Origin of the sequence: Tenacibaculum amylolyticum, from assembly GCF_964511145.1 — a bacterium.
GTDB lineage: Bacteria > Bacteroidota > Bacteroidia > Flavobacteriales > Flavobacteriaceae > Polaribacter > Polaribacter amylolyticum.
In genome coordinates this window covers 53712-79431 of sequence record NZ_CAZEFZ010000077.1, presented here as the reverse complement: position 1 = coordinate 79431, position 25720 = coordinate 53712, and the positions used below count along the sequence as shown (strand labels likewise).

Here is a 25720-nt window from a genome sequence, read left to right as displayed (position 1 = left end):
GATTTTATGCGTTATCAAACAAAGCATCATCTACTATGTTTGGTAGCGTAACTTTTAAGTTTTTCTCTACCTGCATAGCGCGTTTAATAGCAAAAACGGCTTCTGAATTCCTAGCCCAACTACGTCTTGCAATTCCGTTATTTACATCCCAAAAAAGCATTGATTTTAAACGCTTTGATGCTCCTTTAGATCCATCAAGAAGCATGCCAAACCCTCCGTTCATAACTTCTCCCCAACCTACACCTCCACCATTGTGGATAGAAACCCAAGTAGCTCCTCTAAAACTATCTCCAATTACATTGTGAATAGCCATGTCTGCAGTAAAACGAGAACCATCATAAATATTAGAAGTTTCGCGGTATGGAGAATCTGTTCCTGAAACATCATGATGATCTCTTCCTAGTACTACAGGGCCTATTTTTCCTTTCTTAATTGCCTTATTAAAAGCTTTCGCTATTTTAATTCTTCCTTCAGCATCTGCATATAATATTCTTGCTTGAGATCCTACAACTAATTTATTTTCTTGTGCTCCTTTAATCCACTGGATATTATCTGCCATTTGCTGTTGAATTTCTTCTGGCGAGTTTTCCATGATTTCTTGTAATACTTCACAAGCTATTTGATCTGTTTTTTCTAAATCTTTTGGATCTCCTGAAGTACACACCCAACGGAAAGGTCCGAATCCATAATCGAAACACATTGGTCCCATAATGTCTTGTACATAACTTGGGTATTTAAACTCTCTTCCAATCGTTGGATTTTCTGCCATTACATCTGCTCCTGCTCTACTTGCTTCTAATAAAAAAGCATTTCCATAATCGAAAAAGTAGGTTCCTTTTGCCGTATGTTTATTTACAGCAGCTGCATGTCTTCTTAATGATTCCTGAACTTTTGTTTTAAATAGCTCTGGATTTTCAGCCATCATTTCATTTGCTTCTTCAAAAGAAACTCCTACAGGATAATATCCTCCTGCCCAAGGATTGTGTAATGAGGTTTGATCTGATCCTAAATCGATATGAATTCCAGCTTCATCAAACTTTTCCCAAACTTCAACTACATTTCCATGATATGCTATAGAAACAACTTCTTTTGCTTCTTTAGCTTTGCTAACTCTAGCAACAAGTGCATCTAAATCTGAAACTACCTCGTCTACCCATCCTTGAGAGTGACGCGTATGTACTGCTTTTTCATTCACTTCTGCACATACTGTAATACATCCAGAAATATTCCCTGCTTTTGGTTGCGCTCCACTCATTCCTCCTAATCCGGCAGTAACAAATATATTTCCTTTAGGCGATTTTCCTATTTTTCTAAATCCATTTAAAACAGTAATTGTGGTTCCGTGTACAATTCCTTGTGGTCCAATATACATATAACTTCCAGCAGTCATTTGTCCGTACTGTGTAACTCCTAATGCATTGAATTTTTCCCAATCGTCTGGTTGCGAATAATTCGGAATCATCATTCCATTAGTTACCACAACTCTTGGTGCATTTTTATTAGATGGGAATAGTCCCATTGGATGACCAGAATACATTACCAAGGTTTGCTCGTCATTCATTTCAGATAAATACTGCATCGTTAATAAGTATTGTGCCCAGTTTTGAAAAACCGCTCCATTTCCTCCATATGTTATTAATTCATGTGGATGCTGCGCTACTGCATAGTCTAAGTTATTTTGAATCATTAACATGATAGACCTTGCTTGCAACGATTTTCCTGGATATTCATTTATATCACGTGCATACATTTTATAATCTGGGCGAAAACGATACATATAAATTCTCCCATATTTTTCTAATTCCTCTGTAAATTCAGGTAGTAATTCTGCGTGATGTTTTTTATCGAAATAACGCAATGCATTTTGCAATGCTAATTTCTTTTCTTCTTCTGTTAAAATTTCTTTACGCTTAGGTGCATGGTTTATAGTTACATCATACTCCTTTTTTGGTGGTAATACTGTTGGAATTCCTTGTTGAATTTGTTCTTTGAATGTCATCATGTATATTTTTATGCAACTATAATTTGTTGTTGTTTAACCATTGTTATTAACGCATTAATATCGTCTTTTAAAATACGATCTTCTTCTAATTTAGCTACTTTTGATCTCACTATTTTAAAATTCTCTTCAATTATTACAGAGAATGTATTTGGTCTTCTAAACTCCATAGCTTGTGCCGCATACATTAACTCAATAGCAAATATTTTTTCTAAGTTTTCTAAAATTTGATTGAATTTTCTTCCTGAAATACTCCCCATAGATACATGATCCTCTTGACCTAAAGAAGTAGGAACACTATCTGCTGATGGTGGGAAGCATAAAGATTTATTTTCTGTAACCAAAGCTGCAGTAGTATATTGTGGAATCATAAACCCTGAATTTAAACCTCCTGCTGTAGTTAATAATCTTGGTAAACCATACTTTCCTTCTAATAATAAATAACACCTTCTATCTGCTATATTTCCTAATTCAGCGGCAGCAATTGATGCATAATCTAATGCCATAGCTAATGGTTGTCCATGAAAGTTTCCTCCAGAAATGGCTTCAGTCTCACTCAATACAATAGGATTGTCTGTTACCGAATTCATTTCTATTGTTGTTAATTCTTTTAAATGATCGTAAGCATTTCTAGAAGCTCCGTGTACTTGTGGCATACATCGAATAGAATAAGGATCTTGTACACGATCGCATTCAAAATGATTTTCTACATTCTGAGAATCTTTAAGTAACATTCGCATACGTTCTGCTACTTTTAAATTCCCTGGGAATGGACGTATATTGTGTAATGCTTCTTTAAACGGTGATGCACTTCCTTGGAATCCTTCTAAACTCATTGCTCCTGTAACATCCGCTAAGTCTAATAAGTATTCCATTTTTGCCAATCCTACAATAGCATGTGCTAAAATAAATTGTGTTCCGTTAATTAACCCTAATCCTTCTTTAGCCTGTAATTGTAAAGGCTTCAAATTAAGGTTATGTAATACTTCTTTTGCTGTTACTATAGTATCTTCTATCCAAAATTCACCTTCTCCTAATAAAGGTAAAAATAAGTGTGATAAAGGCGCTAAATCTCCCGAAGCACCAACTGATCCTTGCTTTGGAACTACTGGTAATAAATCGTGCTCTATAAAATATAAAATACGCTCAATCATCTCTAAACGTACACCTGAATATCCTTGACATAAAGAGTGTACTTTACAAATCATCATGATTTTAGACAAGAATTTATCTATGGGTTCCCCAACTCCAACTGCATGTGTTATCAATAAGTTTTCTTGAAGCTTGCTAGTTTCTTCAGGTGTAATTTGCACATCACATAAAGGACCAAAACCTGTATTTATTCCATACACTGCAGCATCTGAATTCGCCATCTTCTCTACTTTCTTTCTGCATTCATTTACTTTATCCGCTGCTGCTGGAGTAATTACAGCTTCTAAGTTTCCTTTAGCTATTGCAATTACCTTATTTACTGTTAATGTATCTATACCGTATTTAAACATCTTATTTATTTTCTTTTCACAAAGTTATCGTTACTTTTGATAACCAACAAGATCATTTAAATCAATATTTAATACCTATGGATTATCAAATAGAATTACGCCATTTCAAATATTTTTTAGCTGTAGCTGAAGATTTACACTTTAGAAAAGCAGCTGAACGTCTATTTATTTCTCAACCTGGTTTGAGTAGACAGATTAAACAAATGGAGGATGATTTAGGGATTCAATTATTTGTTAGACATAATAGAAAAGTTGAATTAACTGCTGCTGGAATTTACTTAAAACAAGAGATTACTCAGGTATTAAAAGGAATTGACTATGCTATAGATTATGCAAAATTAATTCAACAAGGAAAGTTAGGAAAATTAAAATTTGGTTATGTTGGTTCTGCTATGCAAAAAATTATTCCAGATGTATTACTTCAGTTTAAAAAAGAACATCCTAACGTACAATTTGGGTTTCAGGAAATGAGTAATCAACAACAAATTGAAAGTTTACTTTCTCAAGATATTGATATAGGTTTTGTACGATTGGATAGTGTTCCTAGAGGTTTGACATTGCAACCTATTTTAAAAGAAACCTTTTGTTTGGTTCTACCTAAAAATCATCCGATTGACACTCATAACTTTAAAAACCTACAACAGTTTAAAGATGAATCGTTTATTCTCTTCGATCCTTCTTATAGCGCTTCTTATTACGAAAAAGTATTGCAGATTTTTGTAGATAGTGATTTTGCTCCAATTGTATCACACAATACTATTCATGCTGCTTCCATTTATAAATTGGTTGAGCATAATTTTGGATTGTCTATTGTGCCCAAATCTTTACAATCTGGATACAACATGAATGTAAAGTTTATTGAACTCACCAATATAAAACAGCGTACAACTTTATCTGCTGTTTGGAATAATAATAACAGGAATCCTTTAGTACAATTCTTATTGGATAAGATTTAGTAAATTTCGCTAAACGATCGTTAAAATTAAAATAGATGAAATCCTTGGCTAAAAAATTAGTACTACTACTTACAATTGTAAGTTGTAATAGCATAAATAATTCCAAAGAATCAAAAATGGTTTTAAATTCTATTGAGATACACGCAACTCCAGCAAAAATATGGGACATAATTACCAATAAAAGTTATACCAAAGAATTAGGGAATGTGTTTGACAAAAATGCCTTCATTGAATCTGATTGGGAACTAGGTTCTAAAGTTCATTTTAAATATGAACCGAATAAAACGGTAAGTACAGGAATTATTGGAAAATTAGTAAAAAACAAGATGATTCAAATTGATTATGATTTCTCAGGGTTTAAATACGTAGAAAAATACACTATTGAGACTAAAAATTCAACTTCTAAGTTGTCTATTTATGCTGGTCCATACACTTCCGATTTTGAAGCACAAAAAACTGTTTGGTTAAATTGGCTGCTTAAAGTAAAGGAATTGAGCGAAAAGTAACGGTTATAAAAACTGTTATATTTGAATTATATCTGACATTAATTAGTTTATAAAAATCAACAACTAACATAACTATGAAAGCAGCATTTTCATTCTTGATTATCTTCGGGTTTTACTTTTCTGTACAATCGCAAATTGATCCTGTTAAAAGTGATTTAGGAAGATTCAATAGACCTACAACAAGCCAAAGAGCTGAAGTTTCTCAAAAAATAGGACTTGACTTTATAAAAATTAATTACGGTAGGCCCAATGTAAAAAAAAGGAAAATTTTCGGTGGGCTTTTACAATATGGGAAAATATGGAGACTTGGCGCTGATTATCAAACTGTAATTGATTTTCAAAACGAATATGTTATAAAAGGCGATACTATTCCAAAGGGTCAATACGCACTATACGCTATTCCAAGCCAAAAAAACTGGACTATCTTTTTAAATAAAGACACGAATGGTTGGGGGCAATACACTTATAAACCCGAAAATAATGTTTATGAGTTTAACTTTCCAGTTGAAAAAGCTCCAGAATTTACCGAAACTTTTACAATTGGTTTTTTAAACACTTCATTAAATAAAGGAGAATTATATATTCAATGGGAAAATTCAAGAGTTAGAATCCCAATAACGATCAGTAACAAACATCGAAAAGAGATTGAAAAGAATTATGTGAATGCTTTAGGGTTAAACGAAAGAGCAATTGGATATAAATATTATTTAGCTAGTGAATATTTATTTTTAGAAGATAAAAACTATGAAAAGGCTTTAACTTATATCCAAAAAGCCATAGATACAGGAAATACTGCTTTTTACACTCACTTTCTTAAAGGTGAAATATTGTTAGCTATGGGAGATAAAAAAGGAGCTGTAGCAGCTGCAATTCAGGCTAAGAAAAATCTTTGGAAAGGATTCTCAAATCCTGAATGGGAAAACAAAATAGAAAATGCAATAAACAACTGGGGGAAGTAAATAGTTCATCTCAAAAGTAATGATTATCGTTTCTAAGTATATTGTTCCTAAAGGCTATGTTGACATTACGCTATTCCCTTTTATTTTTTTGAAATCTCAAAAATTTAAAAATGATAGTGTTCTACTTAATCATGAACGTATTCATCTAAAGCAACAACTAGAATTATTTATAGTTTTCTTCTATATTTTCTATGGAATAGAATGGTTTATTAAGTTTATAAAGTATCGAAATATTTATTCCGCATATAAAAATATTAGTTTTGAAAGAGAAGCTTACACGCACGAAAAAGATATGGACTATTTGAAGAAAAGATCTTTTTGGATGTTCATTTCTTATTTATAGTTCTTTCTTCTCGTAAAATAAAAAAGGTGGAAGCCTCCCTCCCACCTTAGAATCCCCAAATAACTACTATCTGTATAGATATGATCTACTTTTTAGCAGTTAAACTTTCAGTATCTCTCAAAATCATTTTAAAGTTAAACAGTGTTTTTCTTACAATACATTGCTCCAATACGCCTACTTCATTATAAATGTAAGAATCTTTATGCCTGCTTTCTGGGCTTATCAAATCAAATGTGTTTGCATTTACTTGCTTTATTTCTTTGTAATAACCTCCTACCTCTTCAAATACTTTATCACCGTTTTTTGGTTTGTAATAGGTTAACATAATAGTACTTAATTTTACAGGAGCGTCATGTACTGTTGTTTTTCCATCGGTATCTATAATATAGTTTCCGTTTTTACTATTTATAACTGACTTCTCTTTTATTTTACCGTTCTTTTTAACTTCATAAAAACTATAATTCAATATGTCATTTTTATAAATAGTTTTCATCTTAGTTAAAATTGTCTTTTTCCCAAAGAAAGAAACTTCTGATTTAGAATTAGAGGTATATGTAACCTCATCTCCTTCAACAGTTCTTTGTGCTATTACAGTTCCTATTTTTTTTCCAAAAACAAGCACATCATATTCATATGTTTGTCCTATTAATTTTGCACAACAAAAAAGTATTGCACAAATTATTATTGATTGTTTTCTCATAATTAAAATGATGTTTTAAATCCTACTCTTACTCCAAAACTTGGACTTACAGGACCATTTACATTCTTAAAGTCGCTTCTCCAAATAAAATCTACTCGTAATGGTCTTAAGTTTCCATAACCAATATTCTCAAATCCAAATCCATATTCGAAATATGGTTTTCTATTAGGTGCTACGTATTGTATTGTTGATCTATTTATTTCTTTATTACGTTCAGAAATACTTCCATATACAGCTCTAAATGTTAATAAACTTCTTAATCCAAATTTTTTTATTAATGGAATTCTATTCATGATAAGTCCATTAAAATGTTGTTCAAAATGTCCTTCAATAGAACGATCTGTTACATAATCGTAATAATCTAAAAGTGCAAAAGTATTTGGTGTTAAGAAATATGTTTGATTTGAAGGTGCTGCTGTAATAACTGATAATAGCACTCTTCCAAATGTTTTCGACATGATTAGTGTTGGATCAAAAACTCCAAATTTTCCAACTTGAATTGGATGATTATACAATACCGATAGTTTACTATAATCTACATTTCCTCCAAAAACACCTCTATAAGCCTTTTTGTAATTTACCAATAGCTTAGGGTGTAATTTTGGACCAATAATTCTATCGACTCCAAAACCTTTTAGCTCTCTACCTGGTTGATAACTTACATATACATCTGAATACACATCTTTAGTTACGCTTTCTATCCTATTCTTTTTTCTATTAAAAAAGTCTAGTGAGAATCTTTCTGGTGCCGCAGATACTATTCGTTCATGTCCTAACTTAACTCCTACATTTAAATTTTTAGCTACCTCTACATCAAACCGGAACATTGTTTTTTTAACTCGTGAAAGGAAAAAGTTTTGTCCTCTTACAAATACCGCTTTGGGTCCTTTATCTGGTTGGGGAATCAAATTTCTTTCGTTAAACCTAGTAAAGCCCATTTGTTCTACATCATTCATATATGCAGCCCCAACAGTAACTCTAGGTTTTGTAGACACTAAATATCTAGCTTCTAATCCGTATTTAAACTTTTTGTCTTTTATTCCGTAGGCTCCATATCCTTGTAGTTTAAAACGATCGTTTATTGTTTTAAATGTTCTAAAACCTAATCTTAATCGAAGTCCTTCAACATCATTTCTAGCTGTTGTAGTAAAAATATTTCCTAATTGTAATCCAGAAATAGGTGTAAAGTATCCATCTGAAATCGTATAAATTACCCCTGTGATTCTTTTGATTTTACTACTTTTCTTAACCTTTTTTACTAAGTTAAACACCTTCTTTTCTGATGCTCCTTGCTTTACGTTCCAATAAGCATCGTCTTTTTTGAATTGATTCCCTGAAGTTTGCACTAATCCATTCTCATAAAAAGACGCTGGTCTTGCTATATCAAATACATACTTGGTAAACTTTTCCTTTTTTGTTAAATAGATACTTTTTTCCTTATTGTCTTTTGTTAAAAAAGTAAACTCTCCTTTATATTCGTTTGTTTTAGGTAAATAAATAGAATCGTTCTTTAAAAGAAATGTTTTACGGATTGCTAAGTCTCTTACAAAGTTCAGATTTACTTCTTTTAATATTTTCATATCAATAGCTGTTAAAGCAAAGCTTTTGTCTGCTATTTTAAAATATCCTTCAAAAACTAAATCTCCTTTTTGTCTTGGGAAGAAATGTATTGTATATTCTTTTTTATCATCTGTAACAGTACTGTCTGACAATACATAATCGTAACTTCCAAATCCTTTTTCTGCAATTGGACTTACAAATGTTTTGTCTAAAATTTGAATATCTTCATTGTATACATTTATATTGTTAAATACAGTTACTGCTCTGTTTACATATTTTCCTAATTGATGAATCCCTACTTTTCGTTCACCTTCAATGTCTACTCTTTTCTTGTGTAAGATATTATTCCCATATACCTTCTCTACTTTTTCAATAAGTTCAATTGGTAGATAATATGTATCATTATCATAGTTTTTGGTTAGATTGTCTTCTTGTTCTTTGTATTTATTTTTCAATACTTTTTTCACAAAAAGGCTATCCATATTTCCAAATCCTAATTCTTTAGAAGTATACCTGTCATATTGATAGTTTTCTACTTGCAATAATCCATTTTTCTTTTTCCTCTTCCATACTTCTTTTAATATTCTATAAGCAGGATTATCTTTCTTTTTAAGCCTCTTTTTAGGTTTCGTTACAATAACAACTTCCTCTAATGTGGCACTTTCTTCTTTTAAAACCACATTAATCGGCACGTTCTTTCCACTCAACTTTACAAGCTTATTTTCAAAACCTAAAAGATCTATAATTAACTCAGAAAAACTATGATTACTTTGCAAATAAAATTCTCCTTCGTCATTTGTTGTGGTACCTACATTAGATCCTTTAAAATAAACATTTACAAAAGGCAATGGTTCTCCTAATTCATCTTTTACTTTACCACTTACTTTAGTTTGTCCATAAAAATGAACTCCGTAGCATAAAAAAATGACTACGCTCCAATATTTCTTCATCTTCTCTCTGCTTTATTTAACCGTTTTTAAACTTTGCTTGCTATATATTGGATTAGTTGAATGAGTTCTTTCATTATCGAAAGGACGGGTAATTAAATCTTTAAAATCTTTGTTTTCAGATTCGTTCATATTCGTATCGATACCATGAACAATATCTGTTTGTTTCATGTGGGTGAACGTATTGAACAAACGATCCCATATGGTTAAAATATCTCCATAATTACTATCGGTATAAGGCAATACGTAATGATGATGAATATGATGTGTATTTGGTGTTACTACAATCCAAGAAACAATTTTGTTAACTTTTTCAGGAAGTTTAACTTTAGAGTGTGACGTTAAGTTTATAAAACTTTGAATAAATTGCTTCAATAACAAGAATTCTACTGGAACTCCTAAGATAAATACCACTAAAACTAGATAACTTACTCTTACAGTAGTTTCTCCAGGATGTTCTCTTACAGTTGTAGAAATATCAACATCCATATCGCTATGATGTACTTGATGAAACCTCCATAAAAAAGGAACTCTGTGCATAAATACATGATACCAATAATCAAAGAAGTCAATAGCTATAAATGCGATGATAAAGTGTAATACCGTGTGTTTTTCAATAGGCAATAAATTTATCAAACCCCAACCAGTATTCTCTGTCCAATTTGCTACCATAAAAACAATAGTAGAAATTCCAATTTGTACTGGTAATACAAAGAATATAAACTTTGCATTTAATAAAGAGTGTTTTGCTTTTTCTATTGGACGTTCAGCGTGAAAGCTTACTTCTAAGGCCCAAAATGTAATTATAATAACTGCATATGCTACTAATTGTAGCACCAAAGGGTTCTCAAAAAATGATAACATAAAGTTTTAATGATTTAAAATGAATACCTGTTTGAAAAGTGGGGTTAGTTGTAGGTATCAAATAGCCTTAAATTACTTAGTAAATTTGTAATTCAACGCATATAACGATTACTCGTTTATTTTTCTTTACTATAATGTAACGTAATATAGCCACCTGGAGCTTCAGGCTCTTCTATTTGTATTTGCATTGTTGTTACATTAAAGCTCTTAACTTTTAATTTTGCAGTTTCTTTATTGATTGTTATTTCAATTTCTTTGCCTTTAACTTTGAAAGTTCCCTGTACTTTCTCTCCTAAAAATCCAGTAAATTTATTTGGTTTTTCATATACTTGGTAAGCTTCTGAAATTCCAAAAACTTCTTGTGGAGTTGCTTTTTCTCCTGCAGCTTCAACTACTTTTAATTTCCATTTTCCAAAAATATCTTTTGAAATTTCTTGGCTAAATAAAGCCACGTTTCCTACTAAAATTAATACGATAGTGATAATAATCCTTTGCATATTCCTTTACTTTTTTTGCTTAAACATTTACATATGCCTTTTTTACCTCCCTCTTCTTAATTATGGCAAAAAACGACTCAGCAAAGAAATAGAGTGCTTTAATGAAATCCCAATTTAAGTAGTCCTAGAACATGAATTTGGACCTTTTAATTGTCTTTTAAACTCACTTGGCGTAATTCCTTCAACCTGCTTAAACACCTTGTAAAACGTTGATTTTGAAGAAAAACCAGCTTCTTTAGCTAGTCCTAAAATAGAATAATGTAGAATTTTGTCCGAATTAAGTAATTTCTTGAATTCCTTTACTCGGAATTCATTTATAAACATCTGAAAGTTCTTTTTCGAGCATGAATTAATCAGTTCAGACAGTTCTCTTTCTTTAATTGATAATGATTTTGAAAGTAACTTTAATGTTAAATCTGGATTGATAAAATATTTTTCTTTTACAATTTCATCACAACAACATTTATATCTAGATAATTGTTCATCAGTAATACAATTTTCAGCTTTATCTGCCACATCAACAACTGCAACAGCATTGGAAACTTCATTTATATACCCTATTTGTTGGAATCCATTATAACCCACCCAATACACAATAAAAAATGTAAGTGAACTTAAAATCAAATCTGAAACGGTTACCCAAGCTTCACTATCAGAAATTACATATATAATTCCTCCAAAAAACAGATATAGATGGATAAAAACAGCAGCTACCATAATTACTTTAACCCATGAAATATTTTTATCCTCAGTATAAGAATAGTAATTTTTAAGTCTCGCCTTAAATCTATTTAAAACCTTAAATGAGAAAAACAACAATGTACCGTTTAGTAGTACATAAGTTAAACCTTGAATAATTTCATCTGCATCAGAATCTGTAAAATCAATAAAATTGAATAAAATACCTGGTAGATATAATAACAACCAAGCATAAGATATTCTTTTTCTAGCTATTGTTAAAACATATAGAAAAATAGAAGGTATAATAAACAAATCTGTTTCTATTCCTATATTAATTGTTTCTGATAATGTGCCTAATTTTTCATCATCGAAAAAATCTTCTAAAAAACCTATAGATAAACTTAAAATGAAAAGCGCTAAATAAATATTCCCTTTCTGATCTCTAATTTTTAATGTAAAAAAAAGGATTCCAATTGTTATGCCCGAAAAAGCAGATAACAAATCTAAAAATAATGCTAAAGCGTCTATAGTTTCCAACAAAAGTTATATTTAAATTTACTATCAGACCTACTGCTGATAATTTTGTTACAGAAACGAAGTATATTAAATTTTTATTACTTCAATATTGAAAAAACTTCGCTTCAAAACATTAAACTCGTATTTAAGTGCGAAAAATACAACTTCTTTAACTATTTATAATCTTCAACAATTCGTTCTATTTTTTAAGAAATCCGTAAATTGCACCTAAATAAAACAACTGAATTTACGAATGGAACAAATAGCACCTTATAAACCCAAACATAAAGTAAGAATAGTGACTGCTGCTTCTCTTTTTGATGGGCATGATGCAGCGATTAATATTATGCGTCGAATTATTCAATCTACTGGTGTAGAAGTAATTCATTTAGGTCATGATAGAAGTGTAGAAGAAGTAGTAAACTGTGCTATTCAAGAAGATGCAAATGCAATTGCAATGACTTCATACCAAGGAGGTCATAACGAATATTTTAAATATATGTACGACTTGCTTAAAGAAAAAGGAGCAAGTCACATCAAAATTTTTGGTGGTGGTGGTGGAGTAATTCTTCCAGAAGAAATTAAAGAACTAATGGATTATGGAATTACTCGTATTTACTCTCCCGACGACGGAAGAGAAATGGGACTACAAGGAATGATTAATGATTTAGTGCAGCGATCTGATTTTGCTATTGGTGATGTATTAAATGGAGAAGTTGATCATTTATCAAATAAAGAAACAGGAAGTATTGCTAGAATTATTTCTTCTGCAGAAAACTTTCCTGAAGTTTCTAAAAAAACGATGGATACCATCCATAAAAAAAATGAAAAGTCAACAACACCTGTTTTAGGAATTACTGGTACTGGTGGTGCAGGTAAATCTAGTTTAGTAGATGAATTGGTACGAAGATTCTTAATTGATTTTCCAGAAAAAACGATTGGTTTAATTTCTGTAGATCCATCGAAAAGAAAAACTGGAGGGGCCTTATTAGGAGATCGTATTCGTATGAATGCTATTAATAATTCTAGAGTTTATATGCGTTCATTAGCTACACGTCAATCTAACTTAGCATTATCTAAATATGTAAATGAAGCTGTAGAAGTTTTAAAAGCTGCTGAATTTGATTTAATTATTTTAGAAACTTCTGGTATTGGACAATCGGATACCGAAATTATAGAGCACTCTGATACTTCATTATATGTAATGACGCCTGAATTTGGAGCAGCTACTCAGTTAGAAAAAATTGACATGCTTGATTTTGCTGATTTAGTAGCCATTAACAAATTTGATAAAAGAGGTGCTTTAGATGCCTTACGAGATGTAAAGAAGCAATACATGCGTAATAATAATTTATGGGATATTCCTATGGATGAAATGCCTGTATTTGGTACGATTGCTTCACAATTTAACGATCCTGGAATGAATTCGCTATACAAAGCGATTATGGATAAAATTGTGGAGAAAACTGGCGCTGATTTACAATCTACTTTTGAGATTACAAAAGAAATGTCTGAAAAGATATTTGTAATTCCGCCTGCTAGAACACGTTATTTATCTGAAATTGCAGAAAACAATAGAGCTTATGATAAGAAAGTAGATGCACAAGAAAAAGTAGCTCAGAAATTATATGGTATTTATCAAACAATTTTATCTGTAATTCCAAACGAAGTAAAAGAGTCTTTTCTTACTAAAAATGGAATTGATCAAGACGAGATTTTAAAACAAATACAAGAAGAAGAGCAACCATTTGCTAAATTATTATTTGATCAATTTGACAAAGTAAAGTTAAATTTAGACCCTCATAACTGGGAGATTATTTTAAACTGGGCAACAAAAGTTAAAAAATATAAAGACCCTATCTATACATTTAAAGTAAGAGATAAGGAGATTAAGATTGAAACACATACCAAATCTTTATCTCATTCTGATATTCCTAAAGTTGCTTTACCAAAATATAAAGCTTGGGGAGATTTGTTACGTTGGAATTTACAAGAAAATGTTCCTGGAGAATTCCCTTATGCATCTGGATTATATCCATTCAAAAGAACTGGAGAAGACCCTACAAGGATGTTTGCTGGAGAAGGTGGACCAGAGCGTACTAACAGACGTTTCCACTATGTAAGTTTAGGAATGCCAGCAAAACGTTTATCTACTGCTTTTGATTCGGTTACATTATATGGTAATGACCCTGGACACAGACCTGATATTTATGGTAAAATTGGAAATGCTGGAGTTTCTATTTGCTGTTTAGACGATGCTAAGAAATTATATTCTGGTTTCGATTTAAGTCATGCCATGACTTCTGTTTCTATGACTATTAATGGTCCAGCTCCTATGCTATTAGGATTCTTTATGAATGCCGCTATCGATCAAAACTGTGAGAAATATATAAAAGAACACGGTTTAGAAGCACAGGTAGAAGCGAAACTAAAAGAGTTATATGATGATAAAGGATTAGATCGTCCTAAATATAATGGTGACTTACCTGAAGGAAATGATGGATTAGGTTTATTATTATTAGGAGTTACTGGTGATCAAATTTTACCTGCTGACATATATGCTGAAATTAAAGCCAATACGTTAGCGCAAGTTAGAGGTACAGTTCAAGCAGATATTTTAAAAGAAGATCAGGCGCAAAACACTTGTATTTTCTCTACAGAATTTGCATTGCGTTTAATGGGAGATGTTCAGGAATACTTTATTGAGAAAAATGTTAGAAATTTTTATTCAGTTTCTATTTCAGGATATCATATTGCAGAAGCTGGTGCTAACCCAATTACACAATTAGCGTTAACCTTAGCGAACGGATTTACCTATGTAGAATATTATTTATCTAGAGGAATGGATATTAATAAGTTTGGTCCAAACTTATCGTTCTTCTTCTCAAATGGTATCGACCCTGAATATGCAGTAATTGGTCGTGTAGCTCGTAAAATTTGGGCAAAAGCATTAAAATATAAATACGGAGCTAATCCTCGTGCGCAAATGTTGAAATATCATATTCAAACTTCTGGACGTTCTTTACACGCACAGGAAATTGATTTTAACGATATTAGAACGACGTTACAAGCCTTATATGCTATCTATGACAACTGTAACTCATTACACACGAATGCGTACGATGAAGCTATTACAACACCAACTGAAGAAAGTGTTCGTAGAGCCATGGCAATTCAGTTAATTATTAATAAAGAATTAGGGTTAGCTAAGAACGAAAATCCAATTCAAGGTTCTTTTATTATTGAAGAGTTAACTGATTTAGTTGAAGAAGCTGTATTAACAGAATTTGATAGAATTACTGAGCGTGGTGGCGTATTAGGAGCCATGGAAACAATGTATCAGCGTTCTAAAATTCAAGAAGAAAGTTTGTATTACGAAACGTTAAAACATACTGGTGAATTCCCTATTATTGGAGTAAATACCTTTTTAAGCTCGAAAGGTTCACCTACTGTTACACCGCAAGAAGTAATTCGTGCAACAGAAGAGGAAAAACAATTCCAAATTAAAACTAAAGAAAACTTAAACAAAGCTAATAAAGAAAAAGTAGCATCAGAAATTTCAAAAATTCAAAATGCTGCTGTTCAAAACGAAAATATTTTTGAACGTTTAATGGAAGCGACTAAAGTTTGTTCTTTAGGTCAAATTACTTCCGCTTTATTTGAAGTTGGTGGACAGTATAGAAGAAATATGTAATTTATATTTATACAACCTTATAAAAAACCTCATTACAAACATTGTAATGGGGTTTTCTGTTTTTATACGATTTATACTTTTTGCTGTTAGAGTATTTTTTCTATTCAGTTATCTATTAATAACTAACAAACTTCCATTTTTCTTATATTTGATGTTCCATTATTCAATTATTATGCCCCCAATACATAAAAAAATAACACTCTTTATTTGCTTAATATGCATCTTTAAGACTTATAGTCAATTAGATGCAAATTCTGTTATGGGATTACCCACTGCTACTACCAATGTAGAAATGAATAGTATTACCGGAGCTAGTAATGGCGCAATTCTTTATAATGCTGAAGAGAACAGAATATTTATGTTTAATGGTACTGCATGGGAAGGAATAAGTGGTGCTGGCTGGTTATTAAATGGAAATTCTGATGCCACAAGCACTTCATTTTTAGGCACAACTACTACCCAAGATCTAATTTTTAGAACCAACAATACAGAAAATTTAAGAATTCGACAAAGCAATGGGTTTATAGGTTTAAATCAACCACTACCAACTAGTCCTTTGCATATTGTAAGAGACCTTGCAGATGGTATTGGTATTATTCGTGTAGAAGGAACAGAACCTGATATTAATTTTAATGATACAGATGGAGGTTTTAATACGTTTACGTTTGAAAATAACGGACAGCCTCGCTTTGCATTCGGAAGAAGAAATACTGATCATTTTTATATTACTAGAAATTTTGGCGGAGCATGGTTTGATCAAACTTTTAATATTAGAAGAGACAATGGGTTTGTAGGAGTTAATACAGATTCTCCTGGTGCTTATGTAGATATTAATAGTACAACAAATGTTCCTTTACGCTTAAGACCTAATACTACGACTCCAACTGGAACAAATTCAGGCGAATTTTTTGTTGCCAACGATGGTTTATTATATGCTTATGATCCTACTAGAACTAAATGGTTAAGTGTAGATCGTTTTAATGTTTTTTGGGGAAGAAATAGTGCTAATACAACCAACGAATATTTACGTCAAATTAATGGTGCTCAATCTAATAATACTGGATGGCGTATGATACGAGATGGTACTATTACAGCTATTTCTGTACAAGGAAATGCCAATCAAACTTATACTGTACAAATTAGAAAAAATGATGCTACTGCGGTTGTTACTTCTATTACTGTAAATAATAGCCAAGGAGCTCATAGTACTACTATTAATGTTGATTTTGATGAAGGTGATTTTTTGCAATGTTTCTTAAATGGTACAAGTATAGATTACCCTCAAGTTATGTTAGAAATTTCTTGGCGACAATAAAGGTATTCGTTAACTATAATTACAGTTATTTTTCAAGCCTTATACGTTAAAAAATTAAGAAATTCAGAAAATTACACCTTATTACATCCATATCACACTCTATTTTTGTTAAATACTGTTAAAAAACAAAAAAACTCATAACTCATTGTAACAAAAACATTTATTACTCTTCTTATATGCAAAAGCAAATAAATAATGAGCAGTAAATATTTTATCTTTAGTTTAATCTTCGCAACAGGCTTAGGAGCCTCTTTAGGAGTAAATTTCGGAACTTTAACTGGTAATCTTCCAGTAGGCTTAATTTTAGGTATTCTTACTGGTTTAGCATTTGGTTTTGGAGTTGGTTATGGACTAAAAGCTTATGTAAAAAAGTACAAGCTAGAAAACAATATATAACAAACACACAACTAACCTTAGCAACTAAACTTATTATCCTGAGTAATTTACTCAGGATTTTTCATTTCAAACAAAAGACTTTAACACACTATTTAACAGTTAATTACCCTTGAAATATCAGTTTTTATTGTTTTATATCGTATATTAGTGAACTAATTTTAAATCCCAATCGTATGAAGAAGAGTTACATTTTAATGTTAATTGTAAGTTTATTTTTCTCTTCATTTACTACGCAAATTCATGCGCAATCAGAGAAAAAAATTACCATTGTAGTTAAAGACACTAAAAATAAACCAGTTTCTGGTGCCGTTATTTTATTTGATAATGTAAGGCAAAAGAGATGGACGAATGCCAAAGGCGTCTTCAAAACAAAGTTTACAGAAGCACCGAAAGAAATTAGTGCATTCTCTCAAAGAATAGGAATTAGCAAAGTGAAATACAACGGTAGTGATAAAGTAGAAATTACCTTAAAAAGTAATAATGATTTTAAAATTTCTGGCACACCTATACAAAAGAATATTAAAGCTATCCAGTACAGAGATTTTTATGATTATTTAAGAGGCCAAGTTCCTGGTGTGAATGTTAGTATGAATAATATTATTAATATTAGGGGCTATAATAGTGTTAATGGAAGTACAACTCCCCTATTTGTTCTTAATAATAATGCAATAGATCAAGAGCTATTAGAAAACATTGTTCCTACTACTATAAAATCTGTAGTGGTACTAAAGGGGCCAGATGCTTCGAAATATGGTTCTAGAGGAGGAAATGGTGTTATTGAAATTTATACATACTAACAATAAAAAAATATTACTAAAAAGCCTTGTTATAAAAATACAAGGCTTTTTTATTTATGATTAACTTATCTAAAGAAATGAAAAAAAGTGCCTTTTTATTTGTAACTTATATTGCGATTGCATTTTATTTTTTCAGTTGTTCTAGTACCAATAATGACTCTATTTCCTTAGATGAAAAATCTAAAGCAGCTTTACTCACTTCTATAAATAAATTCAACACTGCTTTTCAAAAAGGTGATGTAACTACATTAGCTAATATGATTACTTCAGATTATATTCACACAAATAGTAGTTCAAAAGCTATTAGAAAGGAAAATTGGTTAAATTATTTGCATAAAAGAGCAGCACAAATTCAATCTGGTGATATTCAAGTTTTATCTTATAAAATGGATGAAATAAAAACTATTTTCCATGGTAATAGCGCCATTGTTACAGGTAAAGTAACAGTAATAACAAAGAAAGATAATACACTAACAGAAAATAGTTACAGAGTAACAAATATTTGGATTTACGAATCAGGAAATTGGAAAAGAGCAGCTTTTCATGATGGAAAAATAAAATAGCGATTCCTCTTAGTTATCACTTGATTTATGTAAGGCTATCTTCTTTTTAAAGACTTTATGCATTCATTCATGTAATAGTTTTAAATCACGATGCATACATTTGGGGAACTTTCAGAAAAATTATTGTTAGCTGTAAAAAAACAGGAGGATACTACACACCTTTTATCAGAAATGGAACATATTCCATTCAAAAGACTGCAAGAGTTTTTGCATACGGATTCTCAAAAAAAAGCTTTTTGGATTAATTGTTACAATGCATATTTCTTAATTCTTAGAGTTGAAAAAAAAATTTCAAAATCTGATATCTATAGTAAAAAGTTAATCAATATTGCGGGAGTTCTATTTAGTTTAGATGACATTGAACATGGAATTTTAAGAAAGTATCGTTATAAATTTTCTCGTGGTTTTTTAGGAAACTTATTTGCTTCTAGACGAATTAAACAACTAGCGGTTAACGCCATAGATTATCGTATTCATTTTGCTTTGAATTGTGGTGCAGAAAGCTGTCCTCCAATTGCTTTTTACAATGCTGAAGAACTAGATACTCAATTAAACATAGCAACACAAGCTTTTTTAATGGATAACACCATATTTAACGAGCAACAAAAAACAGTAGCAGTAACTCGTTTATTTCATTGGTATTTAGGTGACTTTGGAAGTTTTAAAGGCATCCGTAAAATTTATAAATCTCAGTTAGGTAAAGATATTTCAGATTATAAAATCGTGTTTCAAACCTATTCTTGGAAAGAACATTTATTTAACTTCAAATAATCGTTTTATTTTCTACTGAAATTTCTGAACCTTCTAATAAAAATACTGATGTAGGTTTTTGTTTATTTAAAAAGGCAAAATTATTTCCATAAGTTGCATTAAAATCAACATTTATCGTTGATTCTTTTACAGGGTAATAGTTCCACTTAGGGTGTTGTACTTCATACATTGTTGTTTTCGTTTCACTATTTTTAGAAAATCCCCAATAGTGTTCTGCAATAAATTCAACTTCAGAATGTTGCTCCATAGCAATTTGTTGGTTTTCTGCAATTACTTTTATATGGTTCCAAATACCATTCTTTTTCCATTGATATGCTATTGCTAAATCATCCTGTACTTTTTGCCATTCGTGTTTCATTTTTAAAGTTTCATACTTCTCTTTATAAAATGTATTCGCTACAAAAGTTATTGCTGCTTTTGGTACAATTTCTTTAATAAAAACTACGCCTCGTTTTTCTTTTCCATCTTCTAATCGTTTTACATAGAATCTAAGGTTTACCTCTTCAAAATTCACATGGAATGGCACTTTAATTCCTAAAAGTTTTGTGTTTACAAACATAAATCCGATCAAACTTACATAACACTTTCCTTCAAAAGAATCTAATATAGTTCCCTGAGGTACATAGGGAGCTAATACTTTTGGATCTATGGTATAATTTACCATAATTAACTTTCTCCATTCTGCAGTTAAAAAACTCATGATTTTCTATTTTAAAACATATTTCCATTCATCACTCTCTGCAAATTGCTTAATTGTTTTGTTTCTGATTTTTAGGAAACCTGTCATATATTTTTTCAAAAATAAACGATCTATCAATTTTCCTATAATTCCTAATGGAGAAACATATTCCATAACATCTACTAAAACTGTTTGTCCATTCTCATCAAAGAAAAAGTGTTCATGTTTAAAACTTTTAAACGCACCAGACACCATTTCATCTGCAAAATATTCTGAAGTTCTGCAACCTATTACTTTAGAAGTAAAATTCTGATAAAACCCCAAATGTTTTGCTCGCCAAGTAACGGTTTCCCCTGTTGTTATTAATCCTTTAGTTTTTCCAGCAATTGCTTTTTCATTAGTTTTTGCAGTTGATATTTTATGTAACTCAATACTTCTAGATAAATCAAAAACTAATTTTCTAGCTGCTTTTATTTTGGTAAATAAGATAATTGTTGGCATACTTTATAATTTAAATTCTGAAAATGTATTTGTTTGAAACTTAAATCCTTTTTGCAATAGTTTTTCTGGATATACATTTCTACTTTTCAATAACAATTCTGTTTCTGTGCTTATCAATTTTGCTCCTGCTTTTAACATCCAAATTGATGATGGTATACCAAAAGGTATTTTCAATTTGCGTCTTAATTGTTTCTGAAACTCTTTGTTTTTAATGGGATTAGGCACACATACATTATAAATACCACTTTCTTTTGTAAGTAAAAACTCAATACTTCTTACATAATCCTCTTCTGTAATCCAACTAACAAATTGATTTCCTTTTCCTTGTTTTCCTCCTAATCCTAATTGCGTCATTCGTTTCATTATTGGGAAAGCTCCTCCGTTTTTCCCTAAAACAATAGCAGTTCTAGTTATAATCTTTTTGGTTTTAGGAAGTTCATATGAATTAAAAATTTCTTCCCATTTCTTACAGACATCCATGGAGAAATCTATTCCTATTTCTCCATTGGTTTCTGTCATTAATTCTTTTTCAGAGTGTTTGTAAATCGTTGCTGAAGAAGACTGGATAAATACGTTAGGTGGCGATTGTAAGTTTTGGACAACTTCGCATAGTAACGAAGTGCTTTGTAACCTGCTATTATAAATTTCCTCTCTATTCTTATGATTATAAATACAGTTTACAGATTTACCAGTTAGGTTGATTAATACATCTGTATTTTCAAGTAATGCTGTCCAATACCCTTTAGAAATCCCATCCCATTGTAAATAGTGTACGTTTTTATAGTTTAACCGTTGATCTCTTGTCAAAATATAAATTTGATTTTCTTTTTCCTTTTTAAAATGATTGGTGAGCAATTTCCCCAAATATCCAGTTCCTCCAGCGATAACGATTTTCATGTTTTATGTTTTCAATTACAACTAATTTTTAACTATTTATATAATATTAAAAGCAATACTAATGCTCTATAAGCAACCCATGTCCATGATAAGTAACTGGGTAATTCTAATAATTTTATTCTTCTTTTATGTTCAAAAAACATAAGTCCTACCACTCCTGCAAAAGCAGCAAGTATTAATGTTTGTGGTAACGGAATAATCATATCTAACAACATAATTTGCCACACACCGATACTTCCTATTAGGGAAATGACCATTAAATTTCCTGCATAATGAATAATAGAATTGATATCTTTTCGAATAATAAATAATGTTTGAAATACAATTTGCCCTACAGCTACTAACAATTCTTTTCCGAAGTTTGAAGGTTGTAATCCAATAATATTATTGGAAAAGCTGAATAATGTAATTCCTGTAATGCTAGCAGCTATAAGAATGAACAGAAAACGATACGTCAAATTAAAATCAGGAATGCAAGTAAGTGCTTCTTTTTCTTCTAATTTAGAAGCTATGATTACTTTCCTATTATACGATATAAAAGCATATAGTTTTCTTAAACCTGTATTTATAAAACGTTTATTTCCTATTTTTTCAATTAGTGGATATGAATAACCTATAATTTTTAATAGACTATCTATTCCATACAATACTTTTTCATTTGTTCTATCTACCAATGCTATTTCATTAGTAGCTCTATCCATATCTATAAATTCTCTTTCATGCTCTGTAATCTGTCCAAAAGGTTTTCTTCCTTCTTCATCTAGCATTTTAGTTTTAATAAAACCTTTTGTGTAGGCTTCACAAAGCGGACAATCTTTATCGTATAACAATGTATGATTACTTAATGTTTCCATAGCTTTTCTTTATAATTTCTAATACATACGTGAAATAAACAGCAATTGATATTGGTATTATAATCCAAAATAATATGCCCCAAAAACCATTCATTGAGAAGTTCCCTATGATAGAAAGTATTCCATAAACAAGTGTAATTCCCCAATAAATTATTAACATATTCTTTTCTTTCTTGCCATAATTTTTCCAAAGAAAAATCAATAAAAGAGCAGCTAATACCTGATATCCTCCTAATAATACTTGCGCATACAATCCAAAAATAATAGTAGCATAGAGACTAATCGTTGCTATTAGCAGTAACCTATTTGACAAACTTAAAATTCTTATCATTTTCATAGTTTCAGAAATTATTGAAAGTTTATATTTAAATTTTTTTATTTCTTAATCAATTTTGTAAAATTCGATAACAACCAGTGTTCATCTGCTTTCACTGCTTTTTCTAAAATCTTATTCACCGTAGTTGTTACTGAAGATAAATCATCCATTAATTTTTTAAACTGCTCTGCTTCTTCTGAATTGTCTTCTTTAACCTCTTCTTTTAATTCATCTAATACTTTTAGTACAGGTTCTATTTCTCTCTTTTTCCTTTCTCTAGTAATTTGTTTAAATAATTCCCAAATATCTTTATCTGCAACAAAAAACTCTTTTCGCTCTCCAACAATAATTTCTTTTCTAACGATTCCCCAGTCTATTAATGCACGTACATTCATATTTACATTACCTCTAGAGATTTTTAATGTTTTCATAATATCGTCTGCAGACAGTGGTTCATTAGACACTAATAATAAAGCATGTACTTGCGCCATAGTTTTGTTTACGCCCCAAGTTGTGGCTAAACTTCCCCATGTGTGTATATATTTTATTTTAGCGAATTCTAATTCCATGTGACAAATATATAAATATTTTTAAAACTTTCAATAATTTTTGAAAATTCTATATTTTATTTTTTTTCAAATGCTTGTAATATTTTAAATTCTCGATTTACTAATTAGATAAACTATCAATTTTGAGTAACGATTTTTACACGACATCAATTTTACCTCATGCTGGTATTATTATCAAAATCTGTAGAGCTTATACAGACACTCAGGAAGATTTTGAAGATTTCTATCAAGAGGCTTGTTTGCAAATTTGGAAAAGTAAAGATGCATTTCAAGAGCGCTCGAAATGGTCTACTTGGATTTACCGAATTACTTTAAACGTTTGTTTAACGCTAGCTAAAAAAAACAACCGTAAGGATGTTACAACATATCAAGTAATAGAAATTTCTGAAGACAATACAGCTTTTCAAAATGAAAATTTACAGATTTTATATAGTGCAATTAAACAATTATCTGATCTAGACAGAGCTATTATTTTAATGTATTTAGAAGAAAATCCAAATAAAGAAATTGCAGAAGTTATTGGTACTTCTCCAAACAACATTGCTGTTCGTGTAAATAGAATTAAAAAACAATTAAAAACAATATTAGATGGAAAAATCAATTGAAAAAATATGGAATGAGTCTTTTATTAATGAACAATCTTTGATCGCTCCAAAAATAAATGACTTGTATAATAAAAAATCGAAATCGATTATTAACAGAATTAAACGTACTTACGAAATTGACAACAAAGGATTACTTCCAATGGGAATTGTAGTTTTAGTAGGAATGGCTATTTTTTCTGAATTCATTATCGGTTTATACGGTGCTTTTCTAATTTTTAGCTTGTATTTTTTTAACCGAAACTTATTAAGCAGGTTTAAATCTATCGATATAAAATCTGATAATTTAACTTATTTAAAGAATTATCGCAGTATTATAAGCTCTATAATGATTTCTACTCGTAAGCTTTTTATGTTTGGTTTACCTATAGCTGTAATGTCTATTTTTGCACTTGCTTACACCATTAAAGAAAAGAGTTTTTTAGCTGGATTCATTCCTGATGAAGCTTCTTTTTTACAAGTTTTAGGTGTTGGTTTACTTATGGCAATTACCATTTCTATGATTTGCACAGTAGTCTACGTTATTTCAACTAAAATTTTATACGGCACATTAATTTCAAAACTAGATGATATTATAACTGAAATGGAAGCCTTGAAAAAATCATAAAACAACAAACCACAAAAATCTAATTTATAGATCTTTGTGGTTGCTTTTTTTGTTGTTATAGTAAAAAGCTATAATATCGTTTTTACTGTAACACTTCGCTTAACTTTTCTCTTAATGCGTCTCCTCTTAAATTTCGCCCAATAATCTTTCCATTTTCATCAATTAAAAAATTATCAGGAACACTATTTATTCCATAAATTAGAGAAGCTTCATTTTCTTGTCCTTTTAAATCACTTACATGTTCCCAAGCTAAACCATCAGCATCTATAGTTTCTAACCAAACTTCTTTATTCATATCTAGAGAAACTGCAAAAATTTCGAAACCTTTTGGATGAAACTCACTGTAAGTTTTTACAAGATTAGGATTTTCTTCTCGGCAAGGTTGGCACCAAGAAGCCCAAAATTCAAGAAGTGTTACTTTTCCTTTATTAGCTGAAAGTTTTATTAATTCTCCATTTTTATTCATCATTTCAAAATCGACAAACTGCTCTCCAACTTTAGGATTTTTATTTAATTCTAAGTACTTATTTATCTTTTGTCCATATTGAGTTTGCTTATTTTCTTCTGAAAAAGGGTCAAATAACTCTTTCGTTTTATCTCTACCAAAAGTAGTTGCATATACTGAAAGAATATTTGCACTAAGAATACTATTTGGATGTTCTTTAACGAATTTAGTTTCCTTTTTTAACATCTGCTCTCTTGTAAGCGAATCTGTTCCTTTATATAACTCTTGACTTAGTAATTCTACTTCAGATCCTGTGATAATTGCATTTCTAAAATCACTATTAGTAGCATCGAAAGTCATTTTATTATTTGCCGCCCAAAACGCTCTATAGTTTGAAAAATCTTTATCATGAAGCCAAAGATGCATTGGCGTTATTGGCAATTTTGTGTTAAACTTAAAAGTATTGTTTTCAACTTTTGTAGAGTCTAATGTTTTATTTTCATAATCTATGTATACGTAAGAACCATCTGGAATTCCTTTTGTTTTCCCTTCAAGGTAAAATCCTTTTTTTGGCTCTTTATTACACGAAATAATTGATAAAGTTATTAAGGCTAGTATTATCCTTTTCATATGTATTTGGTTTTGATTTATTATTTTAAACACTAAAGTTGCTAATATATTTTA

25 protein-coding genes are annotated in these 25720 nt (G+C 30.5%); 11 read left to right on the top strand and 14 right to left on the bottom strand.

Annotation, left to right across the window (positions count from 1 at the left end; all coding sequences use genetic code 11):
• Positions 1-4: 4 nt before the first annotated feature.
• Positions 5-1999, bottom strand: a complete 1995-nt coding sequence (locus ACKTTC_RS19860) for a urocanate hydratase (protein ID WP_408041724.1) — start codon at positions 1997-1999, stop codon at positions 5-7.
• 11 nt (positions 2000-2010) lie between these two features.
• Entirely contained in the window at positions 2011-3501 is a 1491-nt protein-coding gene (gene hutH / locus ACKTTC_RS19855; protein ID WP_408041615.1) for a histidine ammonia-lyase, read from the bottom strand.
• A 77-nt stretch (positions 3502-3578) separates the two neighbouring features.
• Here hutH and ACKTTC_RS19850 point away from each other — a divergent pair, with 77 nt between their 5' ends.
• The 3 genes from ACKTTC_RS19850 to ACKTTC_RS19840 all read left to right on the top strand — a co-directional run bounded on the left by ACKTTC_RS19850 (position 3579) and on the right by ACKTTC_RS19840 (position 5922).
• Entirely contained in the window at positions 3579-4457 is an 879-nt protein-coding gene (locus tag ACKTTC_RS19850) for a LysR family transcriptional regulator (protein WP_408041614.1), read from the top strand.
• Between the two features lie 35 nt (positions 4458-4492).
• Positions 4493-4963: an SRPBCC family protein gene (locus ACKTTC_RS19845; protein ID WP_408041613.1), complete on the top strand. Its 471-nt coding sequence runs from the start codon at positions 4493-4495 to the stop codon at positions 4961-4963.
• Positions 4964-5037: 74 nt separating this feature from the next.
• Positions 5038-5922, top strand: coding sequence for a DUF2911 domain-containing protein (locus ACKTTC_RS19840; RefSeq protein ID WP_408041612.1), 885 nt, complete (start codon positions 5038-5040; stop codon positions 5920-5922).
• 428 nt (positions 5923-6350) lie between these two features.
• On the opposite strand, the gene ACKTTC_RS19835 is transcribed toward ACKTTC_RS19840, so the two are convergent.
• The 5 genes from ACKTTC_RS19835 to ACKTTC_RS19815 form a co-directional block, all read right to left on the bottom strand.
• Complete coding sequence (locus tag ACKTTC_RS19835) at positions 6351-6965, bottom strand: DUF6134 family protein (protein WP_408041611.1); 615 nt, start codon at positions 6963-6965, stop codon at positions 6351-6353.
• Between the two features lie 2 nt (positions 6966-6967).
• Positions 6968-9475, bottom strand: a complete 2508-nt coding sequence (locus tag ACKTTC_RS19830; protein WP_408041610.1) for a DUF5686 and carboxypeptidase-like regulatory domain-containing protein — start codon at positions 9473-9475, stop codon at positions 6968-6970.
• Positions 9476-9487: 12 nt separating this feature from the next.
• Positions 9488-10336, bottom strand: coding sequence for a sterol desaturase family protein (locus ACKTTC_RS19825; protein WP_408041609.1), 849 nt, complete (start codon positions 10334-10336; stop codon positions 9488-9490).
• A 116-nt stretch (positions 10337-10452) separates the two neighbouring features.
• Entirely contained in the window at positions 10453-10833 is a 381-nt protein-coding gene (locus tag ACKTTC_RS19820) for a hypothetical protein (protein WP_408041608.1), read from the bottom strand.
• A gap of 114 nt (positions 10834-10947) precedes the next feature.
• A complete protein-coding gene (locus ACKTTC_RS19815; RefSeq protein ID WP_408041607.1) occupies positions 10948-12051 on the bottom strand; it encodes a helix-turn-helix domain-containing protein in 1104 nt (367 codons plus the stop codon).
• A 232-nt stretch (positions 12052-12283) separates the two neighbouring features.
• On the opposite strand from ACKTTC_RS19815, the gene ACKTTC_RS19810 reads away from it, so the two are divergent.
• The 6 genes from ACKTTC_RS19810 to ACKTTC_RS19785 all read left to right on the top strand — a co-directional run bounded on the left by ACKTTC_RS19810 (position 12284) and on the right by ACKTTC_RS19785 (position 19566).
• Positions 12284-15724, top strand: coding sequence for a methylmalonyl-CoA mutase family protein (locus tag ACKTTC_RS19810; protein ID WP_408041606.1), 3441 nt, complete (start codon positions 12284-12286; stop codon positions 15722-15724).
• A gap of 259 nt (positions 15725-15983) precedes the next feature.
• A complete protein-coding gene (locus ACKTTC_RS19805) occupies positions 15984-17039 on the top strand; it encodes a hypothetical protein (protein WP_408041605.1) in 1056 nt (351 codons plus the stop codon).
• A gap of 195 nt (positions 17040-17234) precedes the next feature.
• Entirely contained in the window at positions 17235-17435 is a 201-nt protein-coding gene (locus ACKTTC_RS19800; protein WP_408041604.1) for a hypothetical protein, read from the top strand.
• A gap of 173 nt (positions 17436-17608) precedes the next feature.
• A complete protein-coding gene (locus ACKTTC_RS19795; protein WP_408041603.1) occupies positions 17609-18232 on the top strand; it encodes a TonB-dependent receptor in 624 nt (207 codons plus the stop codon).
• Positions 18233-18309: 77 nt separating this feature from the next.
• Positions 18310-18795 carry a nuclear transport factor 2 family protein gene (locus ACKTTC_RS19790; RefSeq protein ID WP_408041602.1) on the top strand — a complete coding sequence of 162 codons (486 nt, stop codon included), beginning with the start codon at positions 18310-18312 and terminating at the stop codon, positions 18793-18795.
• A gap of 90 nt (positions 18796-18885) precedes the next feature.
• Entirely contained in the window at positions 18886-19566 is a 681-nt protein-coding gene (locus ACKTTC_RS19785) for a DUF547 domain-containing protein (RefSeq protein WP_408041601.1), read from the top strand.
• On the opposite strand, the gene ACKTTC_RS19780 is transcribed toward ACKTTC_RS19785, so the two are convergent.
• The 6 genes from ACKTTC_RS19780 to ACKTTC_RS19755 are packed head-to-tail and all read right to left on the bottom strand — an operon-like array spanning position 19559 to position 23382.
• A complete protein-coding gene (locus ACKTTC_RS19780) occupies positions 19559-20266 on the bottom strand; it encodes a YqjF family protein (RefSeq protein ID WP_408041600.1) in 708 nt (235 codons plus the stop codon). The genes ACKTTC_RS19785 and ACKTTC_RS19780 overlap by 8 nt on opposite strands.
• A 6-nt stretch (positions 20267-20272) precedes the next feature.
• Positions 20273-20746, bottom strand: a complete 474-nt coding sequence (locus ACKTTC_RS19775) for an SRPBCC family protein (protein ID WP_408041599.1) — start codon at positions 20744-20746, stop codon at positions 20273-20275.
• Positions 20747-20749: 3 nt separating this feature from the next.
• The gene (locus ACKTTC_RS19770; RefSeq protein WP_408041598.1) at positions 20750-21643 is read right to left on the bottom strand and encodes a TIGR01777 family oxidoreductase; all 894 of its coding nucleotides are present in this window, start codon (positions 21641-21643) and stop codon (positions 20750-20752) included.
• 32 nt (positions 21644-21675) lie between these two features.
• Complete coding sequence (locus ACKTTC_RS19765) at positions 21676-22497, bottom strand: thiol-disulfide oxidoreductase DCC family protein (protein WP_408041597.1); 822 nt, start codon at positions 22495-22497, stop codon at positions 21676-21678.
• A complete protein-coding gene (locus ACKTTC_RS19760; RefSeq protein ID WP_408041596.1) occupies positions 22481-22828 on the bottom strand; it encodes a hypothetical protein in 348 nt (115 codons plus the stop codon). The genes ACKTTC_RS19765 and ACKTTC_RS19760 overlap by 17 nt, the downstream gene beginning before the upstream one ends.
• Positions 22829-22872: 44 nt before the next feature.
• The gene (locus tag ACKTTC_RS19755) at positions 22873-23382 is read right to left on the bottom strand and encodes a GbsR/MarR family transcriptional regulator (protein WP_408041595.1); all 510 of its coding nucleotides are present in this window, start codon (positions 23380-23382) and stop codon (positions 22873-22875) included.
• A 122-nt stretch (positions 23383-23504) separates the two neighbouring features.
• On the opposite strand from ACKTTC_RS19755, the gene ACKTTC_RS19750 reads away from it, so the two are divergent.
• Together ACKTTC_RS19750 and ACKTTC_RS19745 are read left to right on the top strand one after the other, a co-directional pair.
• Entirely contained in the window at positions 23505-23987 is a 483-nt protein-coding gene (locus ACKTTC_RS19750; RefSeq protein ID WP_408041594.1) for an RNA polymerase sigma factor, read from the top strand.
• The gene (locus ACKTTC_RS19745) at positions 23971-24591 is read left to right on the top strand and encodes a hypothetical protein (RefSeq protein WP_408041593.1); all 621 of its coding nucleotides are present in this window, start codon (positions 23971-23973) and stop codon (positions 24589-24591) included. Before ACKTTC_RS19750 ends, ACKTTC_RS19745 begins: the two co-directional genes overlap by 17 nt.
• An 82-nt stretch (positions 24592-24673) precedes the next feature.
• Here the strand turns inward: ACKTTC_RS19745 and ACKTTC_RS19740 are convergent, their stop codons facing one another.
• Positions 24674-25666, bottom strand: a complete 993-nt coding sequence (locus tag ACKTTC_RS19740; RefSeq protein ID WP_408041592.1) for a redoxin domain-containing protein — start codon at positions 25664-25666, stop codon at positions 24674-24676.
• Positions 25667-25720: the final 54 nt, after the last annotated feature.

What these genes read in the sequence shown, in the direction of transcription:
- ACKTTC_RS19850 (WP_408041614.1), top strand. Translation starts at nt 3,579, where the DNA reads ATGGATTATCAAATAGAATTACGCCATTTCAAATATTTTTTAGCTGTA.
- ACKTTC_RS19810 (WP_408041606.1), top strand. Translation starts at nt 12,284, where the DNA reads ATGGAACAAATAGCACCTTATAAACCCAAACATAAAGTAAGAATAGTG.
- ACKTTC_RS19840 (WP_408041612.1), top strand. Translation starts at nt 5,038, where the DNA reads ATGAAAGCAGCATTTTCATTCTTGATTATCTTCGGGTTTTACTTTTCT.
- ACKTTC_RS19780 (WP_408041600.1), bottom strand. Translation starts at nt 20,266, where the DNA reads ATGAGTTTTTTAACTGCAGAATGGAGAAAGTTAATTATGGTAAATTAT.
- ACKTTC_RS19820 (WP_408041608.1), bottom strand. Translation starts at nt 10,833, where the DNA reads ATGCAAAGGATTATTATCACTATCGTATTAATTTTAGTAGGAAACGTG.
- ACKTTC_RS19765 (WP_408041597.1), bottom strand. Translation starts at nt 22,497, where the DNA reads ATGGAAACATTAAGTAATCATACATTGTTATACGATAAAGATTGTCCG.
- ACKTTC_RS19745 (WP_408041593.1), top strand. Translation starts at nt 23,971, where the DNA reads ATGGAAAAATCAATTGAAAAAATATGGAATGAGTCTTTTATTAATGAA.
- ACKTTC_RS19785 (WP_408041601.1), top strand. Translation starts at nt 18,886, where the DNA reads ATGCATACATTTGGGGAACTTTCAGAAAAATTATTGTTAGCTGTAAAA.
- ACKTTC_RS19755 (WP_408041595.1), bottom strand. Translation starts at nt 23,382, where the DNA reads ATGGAATTAGAATTCGCTAAAATAAAATATATACACACATGGGGAAGT.
- ACKTTC_RS19790 (WP_408041602.1), top strand. Translation starts at nt 18,310, where the DNA reads ATGAAAAAAAGTGCCTTTTTATTTGTAACTTATATTGCGATTGCATTT.
- ACKTTC_RS19740 (WP_408041592.1), bottom strand. Translation starts at nt 25,666, where the DNA reads ATGAAAAGGATAATACTAGCCTTAATAACTTTATCAATTATTTCGTGT.
- ACKTTC_RS19760 (WP_408041596.1), bottom strand. Translation starts at nt 22,828, where the DNA reads ATGATAAGAATTTTAAGTTTGTCAAATAGGTTACTGCTAATAGCAACG.
- ACKTTC_RS19770 (WP_408041598.1), bottom strand. Translation starts at nt 21,643, where the DNA reads ATGAAAATCGTTATCGCTGGAGGAACTGGATATTTGGGGAAATTGCTC.
- ACKTTC_RS19825 (WP_408041609.1), bottom strand. Translation starts at nt 10,336, where the DNA reads ATGTTATCATTTTTTGAGAACCCTTTGGTGCTACAATTAGTAGCATAT.
- ACKTTC_RS19805 (WP_408041605.1), top strand. Translation starts at nt 15,984, where the DNA reads ATGGGATTACCCACTGCTACTACCAATGTAGAAATGAATAGTATTACC.
- ACKTTC_RS19800 (WP_408041604.1), top strand. Translation starts at nt 17,235, where the DNA reads ATGAGCAGTAAATATTTTATCTTTAGTTTAATCTTCGCAACAGGCTTA.
- ACKTTC_RS19835 (WP_408041611.1), bottom strand. Translation starts at nt 6,965, where the DNA reads ATGAGAAAACAATCAATAATAATTTGTGCAATACTTTTTTGTTGTGCA.
- ACKTTC_RS19860 (WP_408041724.1), bottom strand. Translation starts at nt 1,999, where the DNA reads ATGACATTCAAAGAACAAATTCAACAAGGAATTCCAACAGTATTACCA.
- ACKTTC_RS19795 (WP_408041603.1), top strand. Translation starts at nt 17,609, where the DNA reads ATGAAGAAGAGTTACATTTTAATGTTAATTGTAAGTTTATTTTTCTCT.
- hutH (WP_408041615.1), bottom strand. Translation starts at nt 3,501, where the DNA reads ATGTTTAAATACGGTATAGATACATTAACAGTAAATAAGGTAATTGCA.
- ACKTTC_RS19845 (WP_408041613.1), top strand. Translation starts at nt 4,493, where the DNA reads ATGAAATCCTTGGCTAAAAAATTAGTACTACTACTTACAATTGTAAGT.
- ACKTTC_RS19775 (WP_408041599.1), bottom strand. Translation starts at nt 20,746, where the DNA reads ATGCCAACAATTATCTTATTTACCAAAATAAAAGCAGCTAGAAAATTA.
- ACKTTC_RS19830 (WP_408041610.1), bottom strand. Translation starts at nt 9,475, where the DNA reads ATGAAGAAATATTGGAGCGTAGTCATTTTTTTATGCTACGGAGTTCAT.